At 50.9% G+C, this 21807-nt stretch carries 23 protein-coding genes; 12 read left to right on the top strand and 11 right to left on the bottom strand.

What is annotated here, in order from left to right:
• Positions 1 to 5 precede the first annotated feature (5 nt).
• The 5 genes from ACRBB0_RS03125 to rho are packed head-to-tail and all read right to left on the bottom strand — an operon-like array spanning position 6 to position 5871.
• Positions 6 to 815, bottom strand: a complete 810-nt coding sequence (locus ACRBB0_RS03125) for a ParA family protein (protein WP_431372936.1) — start codon at positions 813 to 815, stop codon at positions 6 to 8.
• Positions 808 to 1428 carry a 16S rRNA (guanine(527)-N(7))-methyltransferase RsmG gene (gene rsmG, locus ACRBB0_RS03120; protein WP_431372935.1) on the bottom strand — a complete coding sequence of 207 codons (621 nt, stop codon included), beginning with the start codon at positions 1426 to 1428 and terminating at the stop codon, positions 808 to 810. Before rsmG ends, ACRBB0_RS03125 begins: the two co-directional genes overlap by 8 nt.
• Positions 1425 to 3302: a tRNA uridine-5-carboxymethylaminomethyl(34) synthesis enzyme MnmG gene (mnmG, locus tag ACRBB0_RS03115; protein WP_431372934.1), complete on the bottom strand. Its 1878-nt coding sequence runs from the start codon at positions 3300 to 3302 to the stop codon at positions 1425 to 1427. The genes rsmG and mnmG overlap by 4 nt, the downstream gene beginning before the upstream one ends.
• 3 nt (positions 3303 to 3305) lie before the next feature.
• Positions 3306 to 4592, bottom strand: a complete 1287-nt coding sequence (gene mnmE / locus ACRBB0_RS03110; RefSeq protein ID WP_431372933.1) for a tRNA uridine-5-carboxymethylaminomethyl(34) synthesis GTPase MnmE — start codon at positions 4590 to 4592, stop codon at positions 3306 to 3308.
• 7 nt (positions 4593 to 4599) lie between these two features.
• Positions 4600 to 5871 (bottom strand): transcription termination factor Rho, encoded by a 1272-nt coding sequence (rho, locus tag ACRBB0_RS03105; protein ID WP_431372932.1) that lies wholly within the window; start codon positions 5869 to 5871, stop codon positions 4600 to 4602.
• 524 nt (positions 5872 to 6395) lie between these two features.
• On the opposite strand from rho, the gene ACRBB0_RS03100 reads away from it, so the two are divergent.
• From ACRBB0_RS03100 to dnaQ, 4 genes are read left to right on the top strand one after another with little or no spacing between them, the layout of a single operon-like run.
• Positions 6396 to 6995, top strand: a complete 600-nt coding sequence (locus ACRBB0_RS03100) for a Maf family protein (protein WP_431373227.1) — start codon at positions 6396 to 6398, stop codon at positions 6993 to 6995.
• Positions 6992 to 7825: a shikimate dehydrogenase gene (locus ACRBB0_RS03095; protein WP_431372931.1), complete on the top strand. Its 834-nt coding sequence runs from the start codon at positions 6992 to 6994 to the stop codon at positions 7823 to 7825. The genes ACRBB0_RS03100 and ACRBB0_RS03095 overlap by 4 nt, the downstream gene beginning before the upstream one ends.
• Positions 7822 to 8415, top strand: coding sequence for a dephospho-CoA kinase (gene coaE, locus ACRBB0_RS03090; RefSeq protein ID WP_431372930.1), 594 nt, complete (start codon positions 7822 to 7824; stop codon positions 8413 to 8415). The genes ACRBB0_RS03095 and coaE overlap by 4 nt, the downstream gene beginning before the upstream one ends.
• The gene (gene dnaQ, locus ACRBB0_RS03085) at positions 8408 to 9136 is read left to right on the top strand and encodes a DNA polymerase III subunit epsilon (RefSeq protein WP_431373226.1); all 729 of its coding nucleotides are present in this window, start codon (positions 8408 to 8410) and stop codon (positions 9134 to 9136) included. Before coaE ends, dnaQ begins: the two co-directional genes overlap by 8 nt.
• A gap of 13 nt (positions 9137 to 9149) precedes the next feature.
• Here the strand turns inward: dnaQ and secB are convergent, their stop codons facing one another.
• Positions 9150 to 9641: a protein-export chaperone SecB gene (gene secB, locus ACRBB0_RS03080; RefSeq protein WP_431372929.1), complete on the bottom strand. Its 492-nt coding sequence runs from the start codon at positions 9639 to 9641 to the stop codon at positions 9150 to 9152.
• Positions 9642 to 9696: 55 nt separating this feature from the next.
• Positions 9697 to 10215: an FxsA family protein gene (locus tag ACRBB0_RS03075; RefSeq protein WP_431372928.1), complete on the bottom strand. Its 519-nt coding sequence runs from the start codon at positions 10213 to 10215 to the stop codon at positions 9697 to 9699.
• A gap of 103 nt (positions 10216 to 10318) precedes the next feature.
• On the opposite strand from ACRBB0_RS03075, the gene ACRBB0_RS03070 reads away from it, so the two are divergent.
• The 3 genes from ACRBB0_RS03070 to ACRBB0_RS03060 are packed head-to-tail and all read left to right on the top strand — an operon-like array spanning position 10319 to position 12596.
• Entirely contained in the window at positions 10319 to 10975 is a 657-nt protein-coding gene (locus ACRBB0_RS03070; protein ID WP_431372927.1) for a Tim44/TimA family putative adaptor protein, read from the top strand.
• Positions 10972 to 12012 carry a murein transglycosylase A gene (mltA, locus tag ACRBB0_RS03065; protein ID WP_431372926.1) on the top strand — a complete coding sequence of 347 codons (1041 nt, stop codon included), beginning with the start codon at positions 10972 to 10974 and terminating at the stop codon, positions 12010 to 12012. Before ACRBB0_RS03070 ends, mltA begins: the two co-directional genes overlap by 4 nt.
• Entirely contained in the window at positions 12009 to 12596 is a 588-nt protein-coding gene (locus ACRBB0_RS03060) for a Smr/MutS family protein (RefSeq protein ID WP_431372925.1), read from the top strand. Before mltA ends, ACRBB0_RS03060 begins: the two co-directional genes overlap by 4 nt.
• On the opposite strand, the gene idi is transcribed toward ACRBB0_RS03060, so the two are convergent.
• A complete protein-coding gene (gene idi / locus ACRBB0_RS03055) occupies positions 12580 to 13128 on the bottom strand; it encodes an isopentenyl-diphosphate Delta-isomerase (RefSeq protein ID WP_431372924.1) in 549 nt (182 codons plus the stop codon). The two genes, ACRBB0_RS03060 and idi, sit on opposite strands and share 17 nt — an antisense overlap.
• A 168-nt stretch (positions 13129 to 13296) precedes the next feature.
• On the opposite strand from idi, the gene ACRBB0_RS03050 reads away from it, so the two are divergent.
• On the top strand, positions 13297 to 13755 hold the full coding sequence (locus ACRBB0_RS03050; protein ID WP_431372923.1) for a c-type cytochrome: 459 nt from the start codon (positions 13297 to 13299) through the stop codon (positions 13753 to 13755).
• An 82-nt stretch (positions 13756 to 13837) separates the two neighbouring features.
• Here ACRBB0_RS03050 and ACRBB0_RS03045 read toward each other — a convergent pair whose 3' ends face one another.
• Entirely contained in the window at positions 13838 to 14956 is a 1119-nt protein-coding gene (locus ACRBB0_RS03045; RefSeq protein WP_431372922.1) for a polysaccharide biosynthesis/export family protein, read from the bottom strand.
• A gap of 104 nt (positions 14957 to 15060) precedes the next feature.
• Here ACRBB0_RS03045 and ACRBB0_RS03040 point away from each other — a divergent pair, with 104 nt between their 5' ends.
• Together ACRBB0_RS03040 and ACRBB0_RS03035 are read left to right on the top strand one after the other, a co-directional pair.
• A complete protein-coding gene (locus tag ACRBB0_RS03040; protein ID WP_431372921.1) occupies positions 15061 to 15921 on the top strand; it encodes an NAD-dependent epimerase/dehydratase family protein in 861 nt (286 codons plus the stop codon).
• The gene (locus ACRBB0_RS03035; RefSeq protein ID WP_431372920.1) at positions 15918 to 16529 is read left to right on the top strand and encodes a sugar transferase; all 612 of its coding nucleotides are present in this window, start codon (positions 15918 to 15920) and stop codon (positions 16527 to 16529) included. Before ACRBB0_RS03040 ends, ACRBB0_RS03035 begins: the two co-directional genes overlap by 4 nt.
• A 1-nt stretch (position 16530) precedes the next feature.
• On the opposite strand, the gene ACRBB0_RS03030 is transcribed toward ACRBB0_RS03035, so the two are convergent.
• Both ACRBB0_RS03030 and ACRBB0_RS03025 read right to left on the bottom strand, forming a co-directional pair.
• The gene (locus tag ACRBB0_RS03030) at positions 16531 to 17202 is read right to left on the bottom strand and encodes a YjbF family lipoprotein (protein ID WP_431372919.1); all 672 of its coding nucleotides are present in this window, start codon (positions 17200 to 17202) and stop codon (positions 16531 to 16533) included.
• Between the two features lie 3 nt (positions 17203 to 17205).
• Positions 17206 to 19347 carry a YjbH domain-containing protein gene (locus ACRBB0_RS03025; protein ID WP_431372918.1) on the bottom strand — a complete coding sequence of 714 codons (2142 nt, stop codon included), beginning with the start codon at positions 19345 to 19347 and terminating at the stop codon, positions 17206 to 17208.
• A 196-nt stretch (positions 19348 to 19543) separates the two neighbouring features.
• Here ACRBB0_RS03025 and ACRBB0_RS03020 point away from each other — a divergent pair, with 196 nt between their 5' ends.
• Together ACRBB0_RS03020 and ACRBB0_RS03015 are read left to right on the top strand one after the other, a co-directional pair.
• Positions 19544 to 20377, top strand: coding sequence for a flagellar motor protein MotB (locus tag ACRBB0_RS03020; RefSeq protein WP_431372917.1), 834 nt, complete (start codon positions 19544 to 19546; stop codon positions 20375 to 20377).
• Positions 20378 to 20495: 118 nt separating this feature from the next.
• On the top strand, positions 20496 to 21803 hold the full coding sequence (locus ACRBB0_RS03015; RefSeq protein ID WP_431372916.1) for a flagellar hook protein FlgE: 1308 nt from the start codon (positions 20496 to 20498) through the stop codon (positions 21801 to 21803).
• The last annotated feature ends 4 nt before the right edge of the window (positions 21804 to 21807 follow it).

Here is a 21807-nt window from a genome sequence, read left to right as displayed (position 1 = left end):
GCCCTTCAGGCAGCTGCTTGGTCGTTTTTGGCCAAGAGTTCATTAGCCAGTGATCGGTATGCCAACGCGCCTTTTGATCCGGTATCATAGTTCAAAACCGACAAAGCGTAAGATGGAGCTTCACTCACCCGAACGTTTCTTGGAATGACCGACTGAAATACCAAATCGCCAAGATTTTCTCGCGCATCTGCCTCAACCTGCTGAGACAGGTTATTTCTTGCGTCATACATCGTCAGGACAATACCTTCGATCCTCAGTTTCGGATTTGCAGTTTGCCGAACTTCTCGAATGGTCAACATCAACTGTGAGAGCCCTTCCAAAGCGAAAAACTCACTTTGAAGTGGAACAATTACAGAATCCGAAGCGACCATGGCATTCACGGTCAAAAGGTTAAGTGACGGAGGACAATCGATGAGAACATAGTCAAATTTGTAGCTATCCATCATCGGCTGTTGAATGGCGTCATGCAGGAGAAAGCTGCGTTTTTCGTTATTATAGAGTTCAATGTCCGCTGAGCTCAGGTCAACAGTTGCCGGAATGAGCGACACGTTTTCCGTCGTCGTTCCAAGAATCAAGGACGACAGCTCAACATCATCCAGCAAGAATTCATATGTTGTGAATTCTCGATCTTCGAGCTCAATTCCCAGTCCCGTTGAAGCGTTTCCCTGTGGATCCAAGTCAATGACTAGAACTTTGAGCCCTTTTTCAGCCAGCGCAGCAGACAAATTGATCGTTGTTGTCGTCTTGCCTACTCCGCCTTTCTGATTTGCCACAGCTATGACACGGGGTCGGTCAGGGCGAACTAAGTCAGACATTTGTTATGTCTCCGATTTCTAGGATAACAGCTTCGCTATGTGTCTTACTTTTATGGCAAGCCAATGAAAACCGCCAACTTTTTTGGGCGTTTTCGACTTCTTCTTTCCAGTTTGCACCTTTCATAAACAAATACCTGCACTTTGGTTTTCCATGTGGTTTTGAAAGCTGCAAAAGGTCTTTAAGGGAAGCCAGAGCGCGTGCTGTAACTATGTCGGAACTGGCGGGGTCGAGATCTTCAATTCTTTTATTGGAAACTTTTACGTCTAGCCCAAGCTCTCTGGAAACGGTCCTGAGGAAAGCCACCTTACGGACATCGCTTTCAACCAGATAGAACCCAAGCGTAGGGGCTTTTTCAGCCGCAATTGCAGCGCAAACCATTCCGGGGAACCCCCCGCCGCTACCTAGGTCCAACCACTTTCCAGTTTCTAGTTCTGCCAATTCAAAAACTTGCGCAGAATCAACAAAGTGGCGCTCCCAGGAAGTCTGAACAGTTGTCGGTGACACCAAATTTATTTTCCGTGTCCATTTGTGCAGCAGTTCTTGATATAGCTTCAATCGATCGAGTGTTTCACGTGAAACATCGATTCCAATGGATTCACTAGTCGGGATCACGAAACGCCCCTCTTTTGAGACTGGCGAATTTTCGCAAGTACCAATGCTGTCGCCGCAGGTGTCACCCCTTCCATACGACTCATTTGAGCGAGGTTTTCAGGTCTGGCATCAGATAGCTTTTTTCGCAGTTCGTTCGATAGGCCGGAAAAATTTGTATAGTCAAAATCATTCGGAATCGAAATTTTCGAATCCTTCTCAATCGCGGCAACATCTTTCCTTTGGCGTTCTATATAAGACGAGTAGGTAGCCTGTTTTTTCAATTGTTCTGAAATGTCTTTGGCAATGTTCTCGGAATCAGGAATTGAATTTTTCAAGAGATCGAATGTAACATCCTTGTAGGAAAGTAGCTGCATCGCAGAACGCTTCACGCCATCAAGGTTAACTTTCACACCCAGTTCACAAACCTGATTTGGAGTAAACACTGCAGATTCAAGTTGCTTTTCAGCCTTCGACAACTGGGACATTTTCGAGTCAAACGCTGTAGTTCGGCGTTCAGACAAAATTCCAAGAGACTTTCCAAGCGGTGTCAATCTTTGATCCGCGTTGTCCACTCTGATCGCCAGCCGGAATTCCGCCCTTGAAGTGAACATGCGATATGGCTCAGTTACTCCCCGCGTCGTCAAATCGTCAATCATCACTCCGATATAGCTATCAGTTCGGGAAAATGTAACAGTTTCCTTGCCAAGTGCGTGCGCAGCAGCATTCAAACCAGCCACAAGCCCCTGGGCCCCCGCCTCTTCATATCCGGTCGTACCGTTGATTTGCCCTGCAAAATACAATCCTTCAACACCTTTAACACTCAAATGTTGAGTTAGGCTCCGCGGATCCATGTAGTCATATTCAATTGCATATCCGGGCTGAACGATCTTCGCATTCTCTAAACCCTTCAGGGTTTGGACATATTCATGTTGAACAGAAATAGGCAATGATGTTGAAATGCCGTTCGGATAGACCGTCGATGTGTTTAATCCTTCAGGCTCCAGAAATACTTGGTGAGAGTCCTTATCAGCAAATCTTACGACCTTATCCTCAATGGATGGACAGTACCTGGGCCCAACGCCATCTATGTGCCCGCCGTACATTGCTGACAGTTCCAGATTTTCGGTGATGATTTGATGAGTTTTGGCGTTGGTATGAGTAATCCCACATGAAATCTGTCTTGCAACGGGCTTGTCCGACAGAAACGAAAACATCGTGGGAGTGTCGTCACCCGGCTGAGAGTCAAGTATATCCCAATCAATTGTCGTCCCGTCCAAACGCGGCGGTGTGCCGGTTTTTAGTCGGCCTTGAGACAAACCTAGATCAGCTATCCGTGCAGCCAGCCGCTTTGATGCATTATCACCCATTCGCCCACCTGAATGGGATACGTCTCCGACATGAACAACACCGTTCAAGAACGTCCCGCTCGTTAAAACAATGGAACGTGAGCGAACTAGAGTACCGTCGCTAAGCTCAACTCCAGAAAAAACATCCCCGGATTTGATAAAGTCGACCACCTCAGCATAGATAACTTCAAGGTTTTCGATTTTGGAGACTTGGGACTGTACACTTTCCCGATATAATTCTCGATCCGCCTGCGCTCTTGGACCTTGAACAGCGGGACCTTTACGTCGGTTTAATAGTCGAAATTGGATGCCGGAATGGTCGGCCGCCAGCCCCATGATGCCTCCCAAGGCATCAATTTCGCGGACCAAATGCCCCTTCCCTAACCCGCCAATTGCCGGATTACATGACATTGTTCCGAGATCATTTTTCTTCAGTGTTATCAATGCAGTTTTTGCACCATAGCGCGCTGCTGCACTGGCTGCTTCCGCTCCGGCATGACCTCCGCCAATCACCAAAACGTCGAATTCTTGATGTTTCACGTGAAACACTCCTTACTTGCCGACACAGAAGTTCAGAAAGATTTCATCCAACAGGTTTTCAACATCAATACGCCCCAGCAACGACTCAAGTCGGCGTGACACGCTTCGCAAATCCTCGCTAACAATATCATAACTGTCAGGGCCATCTTCAAGACTTTCTTTTGCAGCCATCAAAAACGACAAACCCTGCTCTAAAACAAGCCGATGCCTTTCTCGATTAACAAGACCAGAGTTACTAACTCTGCCAGAGAGCTCGGTTTCTATGTCTGTTAATAACCCAGCGACACCGTAGCCAGTTTGACCTGAAATGCCGTTATCCGATGATCCCAAATCATCTTTAGCACTTAGTATAATATCACCTCCAAGAACATCGACTTCAGAGGGTCTATTCCCCTGAACAAGATGCACGCGTATATCGGCGAGATTCGCACGTTCCAAAGTTCTTTGAACGCCAATTTTTTCAACAACATCAGTGGTCTCGCGTACACCAGCCGTATCAAGTAAAGTTACAGAATACCCACCGATATCCATGTGAACTTCTATGACGTCCCTGGTCGTTCCCGCAATTTCAGACGTAATCGCCGCATCTCGCCCAGCAAGATAGTTTAACAAAGTCGACTTACCAGCATTGGGTTCACCAACAATTGCAATGTCAAAACCGGTTCTAACACGTTCAGCCGCTTTAAGGCCGCTTAGCTCTCGCTCCACAGATTCAATAACAAAAGTGAGGAGCTCTCTTACCTCATCCGTTACATCGATTGGCACGTCTTCGTCAGCAAAATCGATTGTCGCTTCTAACAAGGAAGCCGCCCGTACAATTTTCACGCGCCATTCGTCAACTTTTTTGCCCAATGCACCGGACAAAACTCTTAACGCCTGTTTCCTCTGAGATTCCGTCTCAGACTCAATAAGGTCCGAAAGCGCTTCCACTTGCGTCAAATCCAGACAGCCATTTTCAAGAGCACGTCTGGTGAACTCACCTGGTTCCGCCATACGTAAACCAGGCATCCGACCAAGTTCATTCAAGACAGCAGAGACAACGGCTATACTGCCATGTACTTGAAATTCAACGACATCCTCGCCTGTGAAACTTGCCCCAGCATCAAAGGCCAGAACCAAAGCTTCATCTAGGTGTTCGCCAGAGCTATCTCTTAGAACCCTAAGTGCTGAACATCTTGCATTTGGCAGTTTTCCACCGGCCAGACGACCAGCAGAGACTTTCGCGTCCGGCCCCGAAACACGAATTACCGAGACACCCGCCTTTCCGGGAGCGCTGGCCAGAGCAAAAATCGTATCCATGGGGCCATTAAGTGTTCATCGAGTCAAAGAACTCGGAGTTTGTTTTGGTTTGCTTCAACTTAGAGATCAGGAATTCAACAGCATCTGTTGTGCCCATCGGGTTGAGGATTCGACGCAAAACAAAGGTCTTCTGAAGATCGACCTTGTCGACAAGAAGATCTTCCTTACGTGTGCCAGACTTAAGAATATCCAGAGCTGGGAACACACGCTTGTCGGCAACCTTACGGTCGAGAACAATCTCAGAGTTACCCGTACCTTTGAACTCTTCAAAGATGACTTCATCCATGCGGGATCCGGTATCAATCAATGCCGTCGCAATGATAGTCAGAGACCCACCTTCTTCGATATTACGCGCAGCACCAAAGAAACGCTTAGGACGTTGCAGTGCGTTTGCATCCACACCACCCGTCAAAACCTTGCCAGACGACGGCACGACAGTGTTGAAGGCTCTACCAAGTCTAGTGATAGAATCAAGAAGAATCACAACATCTCGTTTGTGTTCAACAAGGCGTTTGGCTTTTTCAATGACCATTTCGCTCACGGCGACGTGCCGTCCAGCAGGTTCATCAAATGTCGAAGACACGACTTCGCCTTTAACTGAACGCTGCATGTCCGTAACTTCTTCGGGGCGTTCATCAATCAGCAAAACGATCAGGTAGCACTCTGGATGGTTCTGCTCGATGGAATGAGCGATATTTTGCAAAAGAACAGTCTTACCCGTTCTCGGCGGAGCAACGATAAGACTACGCTGCCCCTTGCCGATTGGTGCAACCAAATCGATGATGCGTGCGGAACGATCCTTGATCGTCGGATCTTCAATTTCCATACGCAGACGCTCGTCCGGGTAAAGCGGTGTTAGGTTGTCGAACGCGATTTTGTGTCGAGCTTTTTCTGGCTCTTCAAAGTTAATCTTGGTGACGTTCACCAACGCAAAATAACGCTCCTCACCGTCGGGAGCTTTGATCTCGCCATCAATGGTATCGCCTGTACGCAAAGAATATTTGCGGATCATTTCAGGAGAGACGTAAATGTCATCCGGACCGGGAAGATAGTTGGCTTCGGGAGACCGCAAAAAGCCGAACCCGTCTTGCAAGACTTCCAAAACACCGTCACCGAAAATGTCCCACCCATCATCTGCACGTTCGCGCAGGATCTGGAACATCATTTCGCCCTTGCGCATGGTCGAAGCATTCTCGATTTCGAGATCTTCTGCCATGGCCAAAAGATCTTTTGGGCTCTTTGCCTTTAGATCAGCAAGGTTCAGTTTTTCTACGGTCATGCCAAATATCCACGGGACCAGAACGGTCCTTACGTCTTCTTTTCAAGGGAAATACACTCCAGACTAGGAGTACGGATGGATGTACCTGTGTCAGAACTCCAAGTCAATGCATGCGGAAAGCCTGACTATTCATAGAATAAATTAAGAAAGTAGAAAGGTTATAGGTTTTATAGTGTCGCTAGTTTTCTGGGGATTATTGGTTCATCCTTGGACCTGTCCACAGAACATACTCTTTGGATAAATATGGGGAAAAACTCATATAGTTCCTGAGACCGGTCAGTTTAATCTTTTATTTACAAAAAGTTATGACGAAATTAGGGTTCCCGCCTCTGGTGGGAAAACTATTGGACAAGGGACGGTGGTCGAACTTGTTGGACCATGGAATCTTTTCCCATCCCCAAGGCAGACAACGGCTGAGGTTCTGCGGATAAACATGTCACTTACCCCCAAGCTTGCAACTCGGAGGTTTTTTCCCCAGAAACATACGTGCAAAACCACACAGAGTTGCCCGCAGAATTATCCACATGAATCCGCATCTGATCCTCGCTTCTGGCTCTCAAATACGAGCTGACTTACTCCGTTCAGCGGGTTTAACGATTGAAATCGAATCGCCTCGCGTTGACGAAGACATGATCAAGCAGGCCCTTCTTGCCGAACAGGCCAGCCCGCGGGATATTTCTGATACCCTGGCAGAGGCAAAGGCGCGGAAAATCGCCCTCAAAAATCCCACGTCTCGGGTTTTGGGATGTGATCAGGTTTTGTCCTTCGAAGGTTCAATCTTGTCAAAACCAAAAGACAAGGATGAAGCGCGCGACCAGTTGCGAGCCTTGCGAGGGAAACCTCATCAGCTTTTATCGGCCGCTGTTTTGTATGATCAGTCTGAACCCGTTTGGCGCCATGTTGCGACAGCTCGGCTATTAATGCGCGACTTTTCAGATAGTTACCTTGAAGACTATCTGGAACGAAATTGGCCTGACATCGGCCATTCTGTTGGTGGTTATAAACTTGAGGAAGAAGGCGTCCGGCTCTTTTCTCGGGTTGATGGGAACCATTTTACGGTTCTTGGGTTACCCCTTCTAGAATTACTCAATCAACTCTCAAACCAAGGAGCCATCCCCGCATGACTCTAGATCGCATTCCTTTGGCTGGTGTCATTGGTTCTCCCGTAGCACATTCCCGATCTCCGCGACTATTTGCTCATTGGATGCGTAAATATGGTGTTCCCGGCCATTATATTCCGATGGATATCGCACCAGACAAGCTCGAAGCGTCGATTAGAATGCTGCCAGATCTGGGGTTTGTTGGCGCGAACGTGACCATTCCCCACAAGGAAAGGGTTATGGAAATCGCCGATCTTGTATCGGACCGAGCGACGCTTATCGGTGCCGCGAACACTTTGATATTCCGCAAAGATGGCCGAATTCATGCTGATAATACAGACGGTTACGGGTTTATTGAAAACCTTCGGCAAAATGCACCGAATTGGCAACCCGACTCCGGGCCGGCCGTTGTATTAGGTGCAGGTGGTGCAGCAAGGGCGATCATAGCTTCCCTTCTGGATGTGGGCGTGCCGGAAATACGTTTGACCAATCGCACAAGGGCTCGGGCGGATTCATTGAAGGAAGCGTTTGGCAATCGGGTTCAGGTTCATGACTGGGTCAAAGCCGGAAACCTGATCGAAGGCGCGGCGACGGTCGTCAACACCACATCGCTGGGTATGGCAGGCAAGAAAGAGCTCAGGGTTCCGTTGGACGGTTTGGCGCCGAGCATGTTGGTGACAGACCTTGTTTATACGCCGCTGCAAACTCGGTTGTTAAAGGAAGCAGAAGACCGAGGCTGCCAAGTTGTGGACGGGCTTGGGATGTTGTTGCATCAAGCGGTGCCTGGGTTTGAACGTTGGTTTGGAGTGCGCCCTGAGGTTGATGAAACTACTCGAGCAGCTGTTTTAGGATGAGATTCAAGCTTGGTCTGACAGGATCTATTGGCATGGGGAAAAGCACCACCGCCAAAATGTTCGCAGATCTCGGCTGTGTCGTTTGGGATGCTGATGCCGCTGTTCATCGACTTTACGATGAGAAGGGTTCAGCGATTGACCCAATCGGCGCGTTGTACCCTTCGGCCATAATCGACAACAAAGTATCGCGAGAGCAGTTGAAGAAGATCATTGCCAAAGACCCACAGGCGTTAGCAAAGATTGAAGCGATTGTGCATCCTTTGGTCCAAACTGATCGCGAAGGTTTTGTAAATTCCAACCCTGACAAAATCGGTGTTTTCGACATTCCTTTGCTGTTTGAGACACGTGGGGATAAATCAATGAATGCAACGGCTTGTGTTTCGGTGACCCCGGAAATTCAGAGAAAAAGAGTGCTGGAGCGCGGGACGATGAACCCGCAAACTTTGGATCAAATCCTGTCCAGACAGATGCCAAATGATACGAAATGTGCACGATCTACCTATGTGATTGTGACAGATAATTTGGAACACGCGCACGCTCAGGTGGCGGCTGTTGTTCAAGACATTGAAAGGCAATTGGCCGATGCGTGAAATCGTTCTCGATACGGAAACCACCGGTTTTGATCCGTTTTCCGGTGATCGGATTGTCGAAATTGGGGCGGTTGAACTGTTTAACCATGTTGCGACCGGTGAGACGTATCATGTCTATATCAACCCTGAGCGCGGAATGCCGGATGAAGCGTTTGGTGTACATGGGATTGGTCCTGATCTGCTTGATGTTCCCCGCCCCGCTAATCCCGGAGAGGTGACGCTCAAGGACAAGCCAGTGTTCAATAAGGTTGGTCAGAGTTTCTTGAATTTCATCGAAGATTCGAAACTGATCATCCACAACGCCGCCTTCGATATGAAGTTTTTGAATGCCGAGCTGAAATGGATGAACTTGCCAGAAGTTCCATTTGATCGAGCGGTCGATACGCTGATGATCGCGCGCAAGCGGTTTCCCGGCTCGCCGGCGTCTTTGGATGCTTTGTGTCGGCGTTTTAATATCGATAATTCGAACAGAACCCTTCACGGCGCTCTGTTGGACAGTGAAATTCTTGCCGAGGTCTATCTCGAGCTCATTGGTGGCAAGCAGCCTGATTTTGGCCTGACAACTGAAACCAAAAGCAAAACTGCTAACGTGACAGACACAAATTGGCGCCCGTCTCAGCGGTCGAAGGTTTTACCATCAAGGCTTTCAGACAAAGAAAAGGCGGCACATGCCGCCTTTGTCGAGAAGCTTGGGGATGATGCGATTTGGAATAAATCCTAATCGCATACTGCGCTTATGCGTCGGCTTTTTGGCCTTCGGCTTCGGCCTGACGGCGCTGCAACTCAGTGCGGTACAGAGCAACAAAGTCGATGGTTTCAAGGTTCAGCGGTGGGAAGCCACCATCGCGAGTAACATCAGACACGATGCGACGCACAAATGGGAAAAGCATCCGTGGGCATTCGATCAACAAGAACGGATGCATTTGGTCTTCTGGAATGCCTTCGATGTTGAAAACGCCTGCGTAATCAAGTTCGAGCAAGAAAAGCTGCTCTTTGGCTGCTGCAGACTTGCTGTCTACCTTCAGCTTCATGACCACTTCGTACTGGTTTTCAGCCGTACGTTTTTTGGCGTCAAGGTTCACCTGAACCTGAATTTCCGGCTGAACTTCGCCGGAAACGCCTTTTTGGGCGAGAATGTTTTCGAATGAAAGATCGCGAATGAACTGTGCCAGCACATTCATTTTGGGCGCTTGGGGTGCTTCAGCTGCGCCGTTAGTTTCTGCCATGGACCGGTCTCCAATATAAAATCGGTCCAAGGCATATCAGCCATCGCTCAAAGCCTCAATGCCTCGTCCAACCTGAGCCGGGATGGTTTGGCTCTTTCCCCGACGGAATTTCGGAAAACTCACCTTCAACAACGTCTTCACTGGGCTTTACGCCTGGATTGGCTCGATCGGGATTGGGGCGACCAGCTTGATGGACATGGAAGTCGCCGCCCATTTCAAATTTGGCCGATGTGACTTTCTTACGGGCCCAGGCAAAGACCGCAGACCTTACGGGTGGGGCAAGCAAAGCAAAGCCAACAGCATCTGTGAAAAACCCCGGGGTTAGCAATAATGCGCCTGAAATCAATATCATAGCGCCATGCGCTAAAGGTTCGCTTGGATCATCAAGGCGGGAGAAGCTGCTTTGCAAGTTGTTGAGCGCCATGATCCCTTGCGCCCGGACGAGCCAAGTTCCCAAAACAGCCGTCAGGACCACAACCGCAAGGGTCGGCCACAAGCCAATTGCGCCACCGACCTGAATAAACAGGGCGATTTCAATCAGAGGGACAGCTAAAAAGGCGATAAACAGCCACATTGTCTTGGATTCCTTTTGTCGGCTCAGGTGGACTCACCCGCTTGCCTAACCTACATAGGTAGTCAACAACTAAAATTCCATGCCGCCCCTAAACGAGGTGCTAATGAACTCTCCTATCATCGAACTTCTGGTTCTTGCCGGAATCGCCATTTTTTTGTTCCTGCGCCTGCGCAGTGTTTTGGGGACACGTGAGGGTTTTGAAAAACCTCCGGTACCTCAGTCTGATAATCGTGACACCCGGCGTGACTTTGAAGTCATCGACGGCGGCCCCGATCGCGACATCATCGATCACGTCGCTGAGGGTAGCGATGCCGCCAAGGCACTGGCCGCGATGAAACGCGTTGACCCGTCTTTTTCTGTTTCGGACTTTTTGTCCGGCGGGCGCGGTGCCTATGAGATGATCCTGATGGGGTTTGAGCGCGGCGAAGTCGAAGACTTGAAGCCATTCCTGGCGGATGACGTCTATGAAACATTCGCTGAAGTTGTCGCAAGCCGCAAAGAACAAGGTCTGACCATTGAGGCTGAGTTTATCGGTGTTCGCGAAATCTCGATCTCGGATGCGACGTTCGATGAGGCGACAAAAATCGCGGAGGTGACCGTTCGCTATGTCGGCGATCTGACATCGGTTGTTAAAGATGCTGACGGTCAAGTGCTTGAAGGATCTGCGACTGCGGTGAAAAAGCAAAAGGACGTTTGGACCTATTCGCATAACATGGGTAGCTCTGACCCGAATTGGGTGCTTGTCGCCACGGACGAATGAAGCAGCTATTCTTTGCGGTTTGCGCGGCGGTTTTGGCCATGACACATCCATCTGATGCTGACACCGAGACGTCTTATGCGATTCTGGGGTTTGAAGACCTGAACGGCTGGGCGGAGGATGACCATTCCGCCGCCCTAAACGTCTTTCGTAATACGTGCCGTGACCTGAATGATCCCGATTGGTCGGCGCTGTGCAATGTTGCGGCCGAAGCTGGTGATGCACGTCAGTTTTTCGAACTGTTCTTTCGGCCGGTTTTGATCACCAACGAAACCGACGGGTTGTTCACAGGGTATTTTGAACCTGAGCTAGACGGCGCGCCGTATCGGACTGAGAGGTTTCGTTACCCGATCTATAAAATGCCACCCGAGGCACAAAAGCAGCGACCTTGGTTGACTCGGCGCGATATTCTGACGTCCGGTGTGATGGATAACCGCGGCTTGGAAATCACCTGGGTCGACGATTCAGTTGAGCTGTTTTTCCTGCAAGTTCAGGGGTCTGGGCGGGTAAAATATCCGGATGGTAGCTTTATTCGCGTGGGTTACGGTGGGTTTAACGGCCATTCCTATCGCTCAATCGGCCAAGAGCTAGTGCGTCGCGGAATCTATTCCGCGCATCAGGTCTCGGCGCAGGTGATCAAGAATTGGGTGCGTCGTAACCCGGCTGAGGGTCAGGAGCTTCTGTTTCACAATCGGTCTTACGTCTTCTTTCGTGAGGTGAGCGAAGTTCCGGCTGATAAGGGGCCTCTTGGCGCAATGAATCGATCGATCACCACGATGCGTTCCATTGCGGTTGATCCGGCTTACACCCCTTTGGGTGCCCCGGTGTGGATCGAAAAAGGCGGTCGGAATCCGATGAACCGTTTGATGATTGCTCAGGATACCGGTTCTGCCATCAAGGGTGCGCAGCGCGCGGACATCTTTATAGGGACAGGGGACGAAGCCGGGCAAATCGCTGGGCGGATCAAAGACCCTGGTCGTTTGGTTGTGTTGATGCCCATACAGCGCGCCTATGCATTGCTACCGGAAGCGGTTCAATGACAAAACGGCGCCTGCGCCCGGACGAACTCGAATTATGGCAGCAAGTGGCGACGAGCGCAGACCCACTTCACAATCGCCCCAAACCGATCGAACCGGAGTTACCCAAAAAGCTTGCACGACCGCAACCCAAGCCCAAGGCACCGCTGTCGCCCTTCGCGCTTGGTGACAAGGCGGTTCGCCAGACCGAAACGCATGTGTTCCCGAAAACAACATCGCAACGGTTAAAGGCTGATCCTGTGCAAATGGACAGCAAGGCGTTTACCCGGATGAAGCGTGGTAAATTGGTGCCCGAGGCGCGGATTGATCTTCATGGAATGACCATTGACCAAGCTCATCCTGAGCTGATCCGCTTCCTACTTACGTCGCAGGCGCGTGGGCTCAGGCTGGTCCTGGTTATCACCGGCAAAGGCAGCCGCGAAGACCCGTATGACCCCATGCCGAGGCGACGTGGTGTTTTGAAATCGCAAGTGCCCCAGTGGATGAAAATGGCGCCGGTGTCACAGGCCATCTTGCAGGTCGCCGAAGCGCATCAACGCCATGGCGGGGCAGGGGCCTACTATGTTTATCTCAAGCGGATGCGGTGAAAATCCGGTCTGAATGCTCAGACAGATAGATTTTCAGCCAAGGGGTAAACATCTCAGGGCGTTTTTGCACACGTTCACGAAGGTCATCGAGTTCAACCCATTCAAAATTCATCACTTCATCCGGGTTTGGTGTGATGGCAAGCGTCAGATCAGCCTCGGCAGTGTAAATATCAACCAACTCGTGTTCGATAAGGCCGGCACCCACATCGGCGCGGTATTCTATTTGATCGCGATGAACCGGAGTCACGCCCGAAATACCAAGCTCTTGCTCCAAACGGCGGTTGGCGCAATCAAGTGCCGGCTCGTTCCAATGGGGGTGGGTACAACAGGTGTTCGCCCACAAACCGGGGGTGTGATACTTGCCCAGAGCCCGTTGTTGGATCACTGTTTGTGTGCCCGACATCACAAAAACCGAGACAGCCTTGTGTCTGAGACCCTTTTGATGCGCGGCCAATTTCCCATAAGGGGTCAGCACCCCGTCGACCCAAGCGGGAATCAGTGTTTCTAAGTCGGAATCTTGCAAGTTCGCCATTTTGGCTAATTGGCTGGCAAAATTCCCCGGGTCAAGGGCCAGAACGTATGTGACGTTGCCGTCTATGCGCGGAAGGTCGCAGGTATTTGGACCTTCGCGCTATTGTTGCAACCCCCAGCGGTTTGCTAGGTTCCGCGCAGGACTGCGCGATTATGATGGAGACCCAACATGAAAATGACGATCGCATCGGCTCTGGCCGTCGCAACTATCGCTACCGGAGCTTTTGCTGACTCGCATGCGCCAAGCGGTGATGCAGCTGCTGGTGAAAAGCTCTTTAAAAAGTGCAAATCTTGCCACACCATTCAGGATGCAGATGGCAATAACGTGGTGAAAGGTGGCAAAACTGGCCCGAACCTCTTTGGCGTTGTTGGCCGCGCGGCTGCCAGCGTTGAGGGATTTAAATACGGCAGCGACCTCGTGACAGCGGGCGAGGCCGGTTTGGTTTGGGATGAAGAAAGCTTTGTCGCTTATGTCACCGACCCCAAGAAATTCCTGCGCGCTCATCTTGAGAACGACAAGGCGAAATCCAAAATGACATTCCGCCTGAAAAAAGGTGGCGAGGACGTATATGCGTTCTTGGCGTCGGTTGCACCTGCACCCGCTGCAGAAGAAGCTGCTTCCGAGTAACGAATTTCTGGACTTCGAAATCAAAAAAGGGTGCGCTTCATATCGGAGCGCACCCTTTTATCTATTGGATCGTCTTCAGTATCTAATTAGCGAGGTTTGCCGTCTGAGATGAGACACCAACCACCGCGCCAAACAGATCAAGCACGGTACGAAGTTTTACGACGGGGGACTCGGTGACCAAAACAGTGTCGTTTGGATTGATCGGGAATTTCCGTGCTGCAAACAATCCGTCGGCTGTTGTCAGGTTGAAGGTAAACACGACCTGCTGAAGATCAGGTCCGGGATGAGAGCTACTGATGGCGTCGGAGTCGTATTCGCGCAGGACCAAGACACCTTGGGGGTCGGCGCGTGCATCACGCAGGCCACCCATCAGAGATACGGCTTCTAGCGTTGTCAGATCGTCCTTGGGGAAGTAAATGAGGTCTTCTTTTCCAGAAGCGCCGAACGCGATGAAGCTTTTGTCATCTTCTTCGACAATCAATGTATCACGCGGCTGTAAAAGCGCGTTTTTGGACCCATCTTCAAACAAGAGATCCGAAGATATTTCATAGGTTTGCGACCCGCGAAGCAAGCGGACACGGGGATTACGAAGCTCTGACGGAATGCCACCTGCGTCGGCCAAAACGTTCAAAACTTTGTAGTTCCGTGATGGCATCGGGTAGCTGCCCGGTTTAGTGACCCCACCGACCACATCAATGGAGTGATCACGCCCCTGTTGCAGACTGACCTGAACCTGAGCAGATGGGACAATGGGTTCCAGACGCTGTTGGATTTTAGACCTGGCACCTGCGGAGGTGAGACCGCGCACGCCGACCTTGTTCACGTAAGGCAGGAAAATCGAACCGTTGGCGTCGACCTCAACACCTTTGATTTCTGTAAATCGCTCACCCGGGTTGGTGATGAGAGAGTTGTCCTGACTGTCCCAAACGCGCACGTTCAGCCGATCGCCGGTGCGAATGATAGAAGATTGGCTGCCGCTTGAGGTATTTGGCCAATGGTAGTGACCATGCCACCCAGATTTTGGCCAAGTCAAAATGCCAGGAATGTTGGCACGCGTGACGTCGACGACCTGAAACGTGGGGTTTTCGCTGGCTTTTTCGTCAAGGATCTCAGATTGAACTGCGGCTCCCCGAGGAAGGCTGCAAGCAGACAGCAACAAAACAGAAACCAAGACTGCAATCAGTTTTAAAGATGAATGCACTATACGCCTCCCTAGCCTTTGGCTGGCTACTTTAAAGCTTTGTAGCCGCTTAAGTAGTTGATAGACAGAACGTTGATCATTGGGAAGCGGAATGAGGACGAACCGTGGCGCCAGAACCGCAAAAGCGACAAGTACTAGTTCTGGGGGCAAACGGCAAACTTGGCCGTATGTTGACCTCGGTCTGGCGGGAGTATCCGGCCAAAGGCATTGATTTTTCTTACGTTTCTAGACACGCACCGGCACCGAGCGATGGATATATCTGGCAACCTGACCTGCCCATTCAGGCCCTTCCCAAAGCTGATACAATTGTCGCCCTTTGGGGTGTCACACCGGGATCTGACCGGGATTTTTCGGACAATTCTAATCTTGCTGTTAAGGCCTTGGACCTGGCCCAGGCGCTGGGCGCACGCCGGGTTCTGCATTGTTCCAGCTCTGCTGTCTATCAACCGTCTTCGGAGCCATTGCTAGAAACCAGCACCGGGCGTCCTCCGAGCCCCTATGGACAGGCAAAGCTGGCGATGGAACAGACGATTGCGCGCTGGCATGAACAGAACGACAGCAATTTATCATCGGTCATCCTGCGCCTGACGAATGTCGCCGGGGCCGATGGGCTTTTCAACAACATGAAACCTAAGGGTTCGGTGACATTGGACCGTTTTGAAGACGGGCAAGGCCCCCGTAGGAGCTATATCGGATCCTTGGATTTGGCAAAGGTGATTGAAACCTTGGCAAATGCGCCGGACATTTGCGGGATTATCAACATAGCAGCGCCAAGAACGACTCCTATGGAGGATTTGGCAAAGGCGGCTGGGTGTGATGTCAGCTGGAAACCGGCTCCTCCGAGCGCCATTGCCTCGGTTATGCTTGAGACATCTAGGCTGCAAAATCTGATTGATCTGGGGGCAAAGGCGGCTGAGCCGGAACACTTGATTTCCTGCGCGCGGCAAGGTGGGGTTTGGCCATGACGGCAAGCAAGCGCATAGCAGATATCTTTTTCGTTTTGCTGTTTTTGATCCCGCTGGCCCCGGTAATTATCGCAGTGGCAATTTTGATTTTGTTGCGCGATGGCGGGCCGGTTTTCTATGTCTCGGAACGGATGAAAACACAGGACGAACCTTTTTACCTGTGGAAGTTCCGCACAATGCAGCCGGATGCAAAAGACAGCGGTGTATCTGGCGGTGACAAGGCGCGGCGCATTACCAAAACAGGGGCCTTTTTACGAAAGTACCGCTTGGACGAACTTCCCCAGCTTTGGAACATCTTGAAGGGCGATATCAGCTTTGTTGGCCCAAGGCCGCCCTTGCGTCGCTATGTTGAATTATACCCAGACCTGTATGCCAAAGTGCTGGAGTCGCGCCCCGGCGTAACCGGGTTGGCAACCTTGGCCTATCACAAAACAGAAGAAACCCTGCTTTTGGCTTGTCAAACATCCGACGAAACAGAAGACACCTACTGCCGTAGGTGCGTTCCGCGTAAAGCTCAGATCGATCTGATTTATGCGAAAAATCGCAATTTATGCTATGATATCAAGCTGATGACAGCGACGGTACTACGCAAGATTTCCTTGCACTAGCTTAGATGCGCAAGGGTTGAACGTTGAAATAGCCCAAAACGTCACCAAGCCATTGGCGGCCGCTGATGATGTTGCCGCCGCCGTCGACCACATAGGTATTCGTAAAGGACCTGTTTGCATCTTTACAGGTCGCGGTCATAACACGGCCTTTTCTATTCACCTCACCTGAAACAACAGGCAAGGTTTGCCCAGCGTCCAGTTTGCAGGTGAATGTCGAAACGGTGGTTTGGTTGTCAGACGTCAGGTGGCGCAACGTATAGCTTGTTGTCCCCACCGATCTTGACCGGACCAAAGACAACAAACCACCTTCGTCAGACGACATCAGATCTCCGCCAAATCCTCGTGTTGAGACGATTTTGCCGTTGCGCAACACAATTGCTTGGCGCGCTGATGAGCCGTAAGTCTGATACGGGCCGTTTCTTTGCAGTTCGACCAAAATCAGCTGCGCAGCCGTGTTTTCAATTACGAAAATTGAATTTGGCCTGTCTGTAGCGGCCAAAACGCTGGTGATCTGTTCTGCTGTGACCACCGGGGGCGCGGGCCGTTTGTTGGACAGCATGGCTGGCAACGCTTTGATGGATAGAAGTGGATTTTTGTTTTCACCGGTACTGCTACAGGCGACCAATCCAAGTGCTGCCGCGAAGGCCAGTGTGAGTTTCATATGCTTGAGCATGGGTTATCTCCAGAACCTTCCCCATGAATCCGCGACAACGGGTTCATGGTATTCGCGGACATTTTCATAGAGACGATCCCGCACTTTCAAACGAGCGCCACCATCACGAGACAACGACTGAATAACAGTTGGATTCACTTTGCGTGACGGCTGCCCGATGAACGGTGCAAGTGGGATAAAGAACCGCAAGCCCTTGTCAAAGGAACCTTCCCCAAATTCGTCTGAGGTGACATCTGTGAACGTCGCATAGGCACCAACTTTCCAACCGTTTGCAAACTCACGGTCGACAGTCACGGTGCCGCCATAGTCGCCGGCGAGATAGCGGCCAACATCTAACTGACCATGGAAGCCATTTCCGAAGTCATAATAAGCTGAGACATGACCATTCAGGTGCGGAATTTCATATTCGTTGCCTGAGACGGGATCCACCGTTGTCATATCCTGGAACCCAAGGAGCTGATCATAGTCGCGACGTTGGATGTAGTTGATCTCTGCCCCCAAAGCCAAACGGCTATTGACTGGTTTCCACAACAGTTCCGCAGAAACACCGCCATACATACGCTCTAGGTAACCGATTGAGACACGTGAGTAGAAATCTTTGGCGGGCCTGCCAAACATTGCCAACTGCAAATATTCAATCGCAGGATCACCTTGGGCCGAATACAGGGCGTTGTCCGTTCTCACGCGGGGTAGTTTGGATTCATCCTGACGCGGATCGTCGTCCAGATTTCCCAAGAACTTCTTGGTAATCGAGCCTGACAGAACCATATTTGGTCGAATTTCGTAGTCCGCCTTGGCGCGAATACCAGCATCCAAACGAACCGGTTCGTCTGGATCGAATACCGACATGTCGACATAAGGTGTGATTGCCCAGTTAAACCTCGGGTAAATGCCGGGGTTGGCGTCGGGGGCAAGCTTGTAGCCGTCAACAATGCTGGTTTCCGCCAGCATCGCGGCTGCGGATTCATGTTCCAACCGCTCCAAATCAGACCGACGCATGACGACGGCAGACATTGGGATGCCAGCAACAACTGGTACGACAACAAATTCCTCAATGGAGGCAGGCAGCGTGCGCGACATTGTTCTGGCGAGGCGGCCAATCGCTTGCGAGGGTGCCCCAAATCGCGGGTTAGACAACCGAATGGTTGCCCTGTTGGCGTCAAGCTTTACGCCTTCAATGACAAGCCCTTCTTTCGCAGCCAAACGCACCAAGGATGTCTCTGCGCTTGACACTCTGCCTGAGTCTGACGCCCATCCCAAATCCCTGATGTCTTGCGGGCTTCGTGGCTTGATCGGCAAGCCAGCGGTTTCAAGCCCGCCAGGAATCCCTTGAGTTTTTGGATTTACAGCAAGGGTCAACTGACCACCAATTTGTGTTCCATAGGCGTGGTACAAAGAGAGCTGGTTGCCATTGCGAAAACGGTAATCAACCCCAAAATTGTACGGGCTGGTTTTTTCAAACTGGCCTGCGTCTTGTTCGTAATCGTAGTTGTCTGACGAATATTCTAGTTTGAAGTTCCAGCGGTCATTTGGCGCGTAAGAAATGCCGCCAAACGCCGCGACATCGCCTCGGAACCAGCGATCATAAGTTGGGATGCCACCTTGCCCCAAAACAGTTTCCGACCGCGTTCCAGAGGATGCAAAGGCGTTATAGCTCCCAAAGCGGCCCCAGCCGATGCCGCCCGTTACTTTCAAACCTGGGGCAAGCGATTTGGTCGCAACCAAATATTCGCCGCTGTAGAGGCCGGTGCCCATCACGTCTTGAAAGCCCAAGCTTAGCGCAGGGCGCTTATCCGTTTCCGTTAGAAGCAAGAAACGCACGTCAAAGCTTCGGTCAAAATAGGTCCCGTTCCAGCCGTCTGTTGCTTCGCCCAACGCCGAGTAGCGGAAGCTTGCAGAGATGCGAGGGGTCAGTTGAAAACCGACTGTGGTTCTGCTGGTTTTACCCAAAACGCCAAAAGTGGCCGCGAGATTCCCGTCCTGAAAGGTGTCTGCGGTTGGCATATCGACCAAGCCGGGCGAGCCATATACGTTGTATGTCGGTCCGTTGCGTGGCTCGTTAGCCAGGGTCGGTGCAGCGACCAGAACCGCACACGAGGAAACAAAGACGCAGAATTTTGCGCGCTTAGACCGAAAAACCGGCATACCTGTTCCTCTCCAAATTCTTGTTATTCGATGCATTTGCTAAAAGTATTAAACGAATCTGTCTATTGTGCATAGATGCAACGTCCTTGCCTGTGTGAAATACAGCACGGCGTTTTAACGGAACATTTTGAAACATTAAGCCGCTGGTAAACCCTTACAGGTTACACCTTCCCTCGGTGAGAGAAAAGGTGGTGAGATGAGTGGCGACAGCAATGTGCGTCCAGTCATCATCAAACGTAAGAAAGTCGTCGCTGGCGACGGGCATCATGGCGGTGCCTGGAAAGTGGCATATGCTGACTTTGTGACAGCTATGATGGCTTTCTTTATGTTGATGTGGCTGTTGAATGCAACAACTGAGAAACAACGCAAAGGTATCGCGGATTACTTTAGTCCGACCATTGCGATGGCCCGTGTTTCGGGTGGCGGATCTGGAGCGCTAGGCGGAAACTCCGTCTTTGCGGAAAACACGTTGCCTCGGATGGGAACGGGCTCGACCAGCCTGAAACCGCAAGCCGATGCATCAGACAAAGCTAGCTCGACATCGGGAGAAGATGCCGACAAGGCCGCCGAGGACGAATCCTTTGAGGTGGTCGAAGATATGTTGATGGGTCGCAGCGGCGAAAGCATGGTTGCTGACGAATTATTGGAACACATCGTTACGCGTGTGACCGATGAAGGCTTGGTGATTGAACTGTTTGAAACGGAAAATGCCCGTCTCTTTGAGGGGGATTCGAAGCCGACGGCACTTCTAAAAGACTTGTCCCGGATCATTGTCGAAGCGTCATACATGGTGACGAATCCCATCGCGGTTGAAGCGCATACATCGGCCTATCCTATTGTAATCGCTGAAAACCCTGCTTGGGATGTGTCGGCGCAACGGGCAGCAATGTTCAGGGAGCAAGTGATTTCTTCTGGGTTGGAATCAGAGCGGGTGCGCAGGGTTACGTCCTACGCAGACAAGGAGCCAATTCGCTCTAACCGTATGGATATTCGCAACAATCGGATCGAAATTGTGTTCCTGAGAGAATGACAAGCTCTCATCAAAAGTGAATTGAGTTTTGATTGGATTTTAGCTGTTAGCTCTGCGTTAAGCTCAGCGCCTTATCTGTTGTCTCGAGTAAAAGACGAGACAGCAGAAAGGCGTTTCCATGACGATTTCCTCATCGCTTAATGCAGGTGTGGCGGGCCTGGCGGCCAACGCAACACGGTTAGGCACGATTTCAGATAATATCGCGAATTCATCGACCAGCGGATACAAACGGGTCGAAACTGACTTTTCTTCCATGGTCATGTCCAACAGCGGCGGTGGCTATACTGCGGGCGGTGTGCGTACAACCACCCAACGGCTGGTTGATCAAGGCGGTGCCCTTGTTGGCACCACCAACCCGACCGACCTCGCGGTGCGAGGGAACGGCTTCCTTCCAGTTGCAGAAGCGACCGAAGTAAAGGCGGGTTCCGAAAATCCTCAGATGTTTTTGACAACCACCGGGTCGTTTCGTGTTGACTCAAATGGCTATCTGAAGACTGAATCGGGTTTGATGCTATTGGGCTGGCCAGCCAATGCAGATGGAACAATGCCGACCTTCCCACGGGATTCGTCTAGCAGTCTGGAGCCAATCCAAATCAATTTGAACCAGTTCACCAGTGAGCCGACAACTCAGATTACTTTGGGCGTCAACCTAGCGGCGACACAAACAGATTCGACAGCCAGCGGTGACCCAATTGACCAATCTGTTGAGTATTTTGACAACCTTGGTCGCCCTGAAAACCTGACAATTACCTACACGCCGACAATTCCGGCAACCGGGTCGTCTAACGAATGGACAATCGTTATCAACGACTCTGCGACGGATGCGGCAAGTAACCCAATTGGCGAGTATGTCGTCACATTTGACGATACATCCACCAGCGGCGGCTCGATTTTGTCCGTCGCGACAACCTCTGGTGGGGCATATGATCCTTTAACCGGTGCTCTGATTGTCAACGTCAACGGCGGCCCAATGGAGATCAATATCGGTGAGCCAGGAAGCAGCGCGGGTCTAACGCAAGTTGGCGAGAAATTCCAACCCCTTAACATCTCCAAGGACGGTTCCCCGGTTGGTAAAATGACCACTGTTGAAGTGGACGAAAACGGCTTTGTTCACGCCTTCTTTGACACGGGTATTTCGCGAACGATTTACCAAGTGCCTTTGGTCGATGTTCCAAATCCGAATGGAATGATCGCAATGGACAAACAAATCTATATGGCATCGCCGGATAGTGGCAACTTCTTCCTGTGGGACGCAGGGGATGGGCCTGTCGGTGATGTTGTGCCCTTCGCACGTGAAGAAAGTGCCACCGATGTTGCCAACGAACTCACGGCAATGATTCAAACTCAACGTGCATACTCGTCGAACGCGAAGGTCATCCAGACAGTCGATGAAATGCTGCAAGAAACCACAAACATCAAACGCTAACGGT

It is taken from the genome of Pelagimonas sp. (assembly GCF_050633425.1).
GTDB lineage: Bacteria > Pseudomonadota > Alphaproteobacteria > Rhodobacterales > Rhodobacteraceae > Pelagimonas.
This window is presented reverse-complemented; position numbering and strand designations above follow the sequence as displayed.

Coding starts and splice junctions, on each gene's coding strand:
- ACRBB0_RS03125 (WP_431372936.1), bottom strand. CDS start 815: ATGTCTGACTTAGTTCGCCCTGACCGACCCCGTGTCATAGCTGTGGCA.
- mnmE (WP_431372933.1), bottom strand. CDS start 4,592: ATGGATACGATTTTTGCTCTGGCCAGCGCTCCCGGAAAGGCGGGTGTC.
- rho (WP_431372932.1), bottom strand. CDS start 5,871: ATGACCGTAGAAAAACTGAACCTTGCTGATCTAAAGGCAAAGAGCCCA.
- ACRBB0_RS03100 (WP_431373227.1), top strand. CDS start 6,396: ATGAATCCGCATCTGATCCTCGCTTCTGGCTCTCAAATACGAGCTGAC.
- ACRBB0_RS03095 (WP_431372931.1), top strand. CDS start 6,992: ATGACTCTAGATCGCATTCCTTTGGCTGGTGTCATTGGTTCTCCCGTA.
- coaE (WP_431372930.1), top strand. CDS start 7,822: ATGAGATTCAAGCTTGGTCTGACAGGATCTATTGGCATGGGGAAAAGC.
- dnaQ (WP_431373226.1), top strand. CDS start 8,408: ATGCGTGAAATCGTTCTCGATACGGAAACCACCGGTTTTGATCCGTTT.
- secB (WP_431372929.1), bottom strand. CDS start 9,641: ATGGCAGAAACTAACGGCGCAGCTGAAGCACCCCAAGCGCCCAAAATG.
- ACRBB0_RS03075 (WP_431372928.1), bottom strand. CDS start 10,215: ATGTGGCTGTTTATCGCCTTTTTAGCTGTCCCTCTGATTGAAATCGCC.
- ACRBB0_RS03070 (WP_431372927.1), top strand. CDS start 10,319: ATGAACTCTCCTATCATCGAACTTCTGGTTCTTGCCGGAATCGCCATT.
- mltA (WP_431372926.1), top strand. CDS start 10,972: ATGAAGCAGCTATTCTTTGCGGTTTGCGCGGCGGTTTTGGCCATGACA.
- ACRBB0_RS03060 (WP_431372925.1), top strand. CDS start 12,009: ATGACAAAACGGCGCCTGCGCCCGGACGAACTCGAATTATGGCAGCAA.
- idi (WP_431372924.1), bottom strand. CDS start 13,128: ATGGCGAACTTGCAAGATTCCGACTTAGAAACACTGATTCCCGCTTGG.
- ACRBB0_RS03050 (WP_431372923.1), top strand. CDS start 13,297: ATGAAAATGACGATCGCATCGGCTCTGGCCGTCGCAACTATCGCTACC.
- ACRBB0_RS03035 (WP_431372920.1), top strand. CDS start 15,918: ATGACGGCAAGCAAGCGCATAGCAGATATCTTTTTCGTTTTGCTGTTT.
- ACRBB0_RS03030 (WP_431372919.1), bottom strand. CDS start 17,202: ATGCTCAAGCATATGAAACTCACACTGGCCTTCGCGGCAGCACTTGGA.
- ACRBB0_RS03025 (WP_431372918.1), bottom strand. CDS start 19,347: ATGCCGGTTTTTCGGTCTAAGCGCGCAAAATTCTGCGTCTTTGTTTCC.
- ACRBB0_RS03020 (WP_431372917.1), top strand. CDS start 19,544: ATGAGTGGCGACAGCAATGTGCGTCCAGTCATCATCAAACGTAAGAAA.
- ACRBB0_RS03015 (WP_431372916.1), top strand. CDS start 20,496: ATGACGATTTCCTCATCGCTTAATGCAGGTGTGGCGGGCCTGGCGGCC.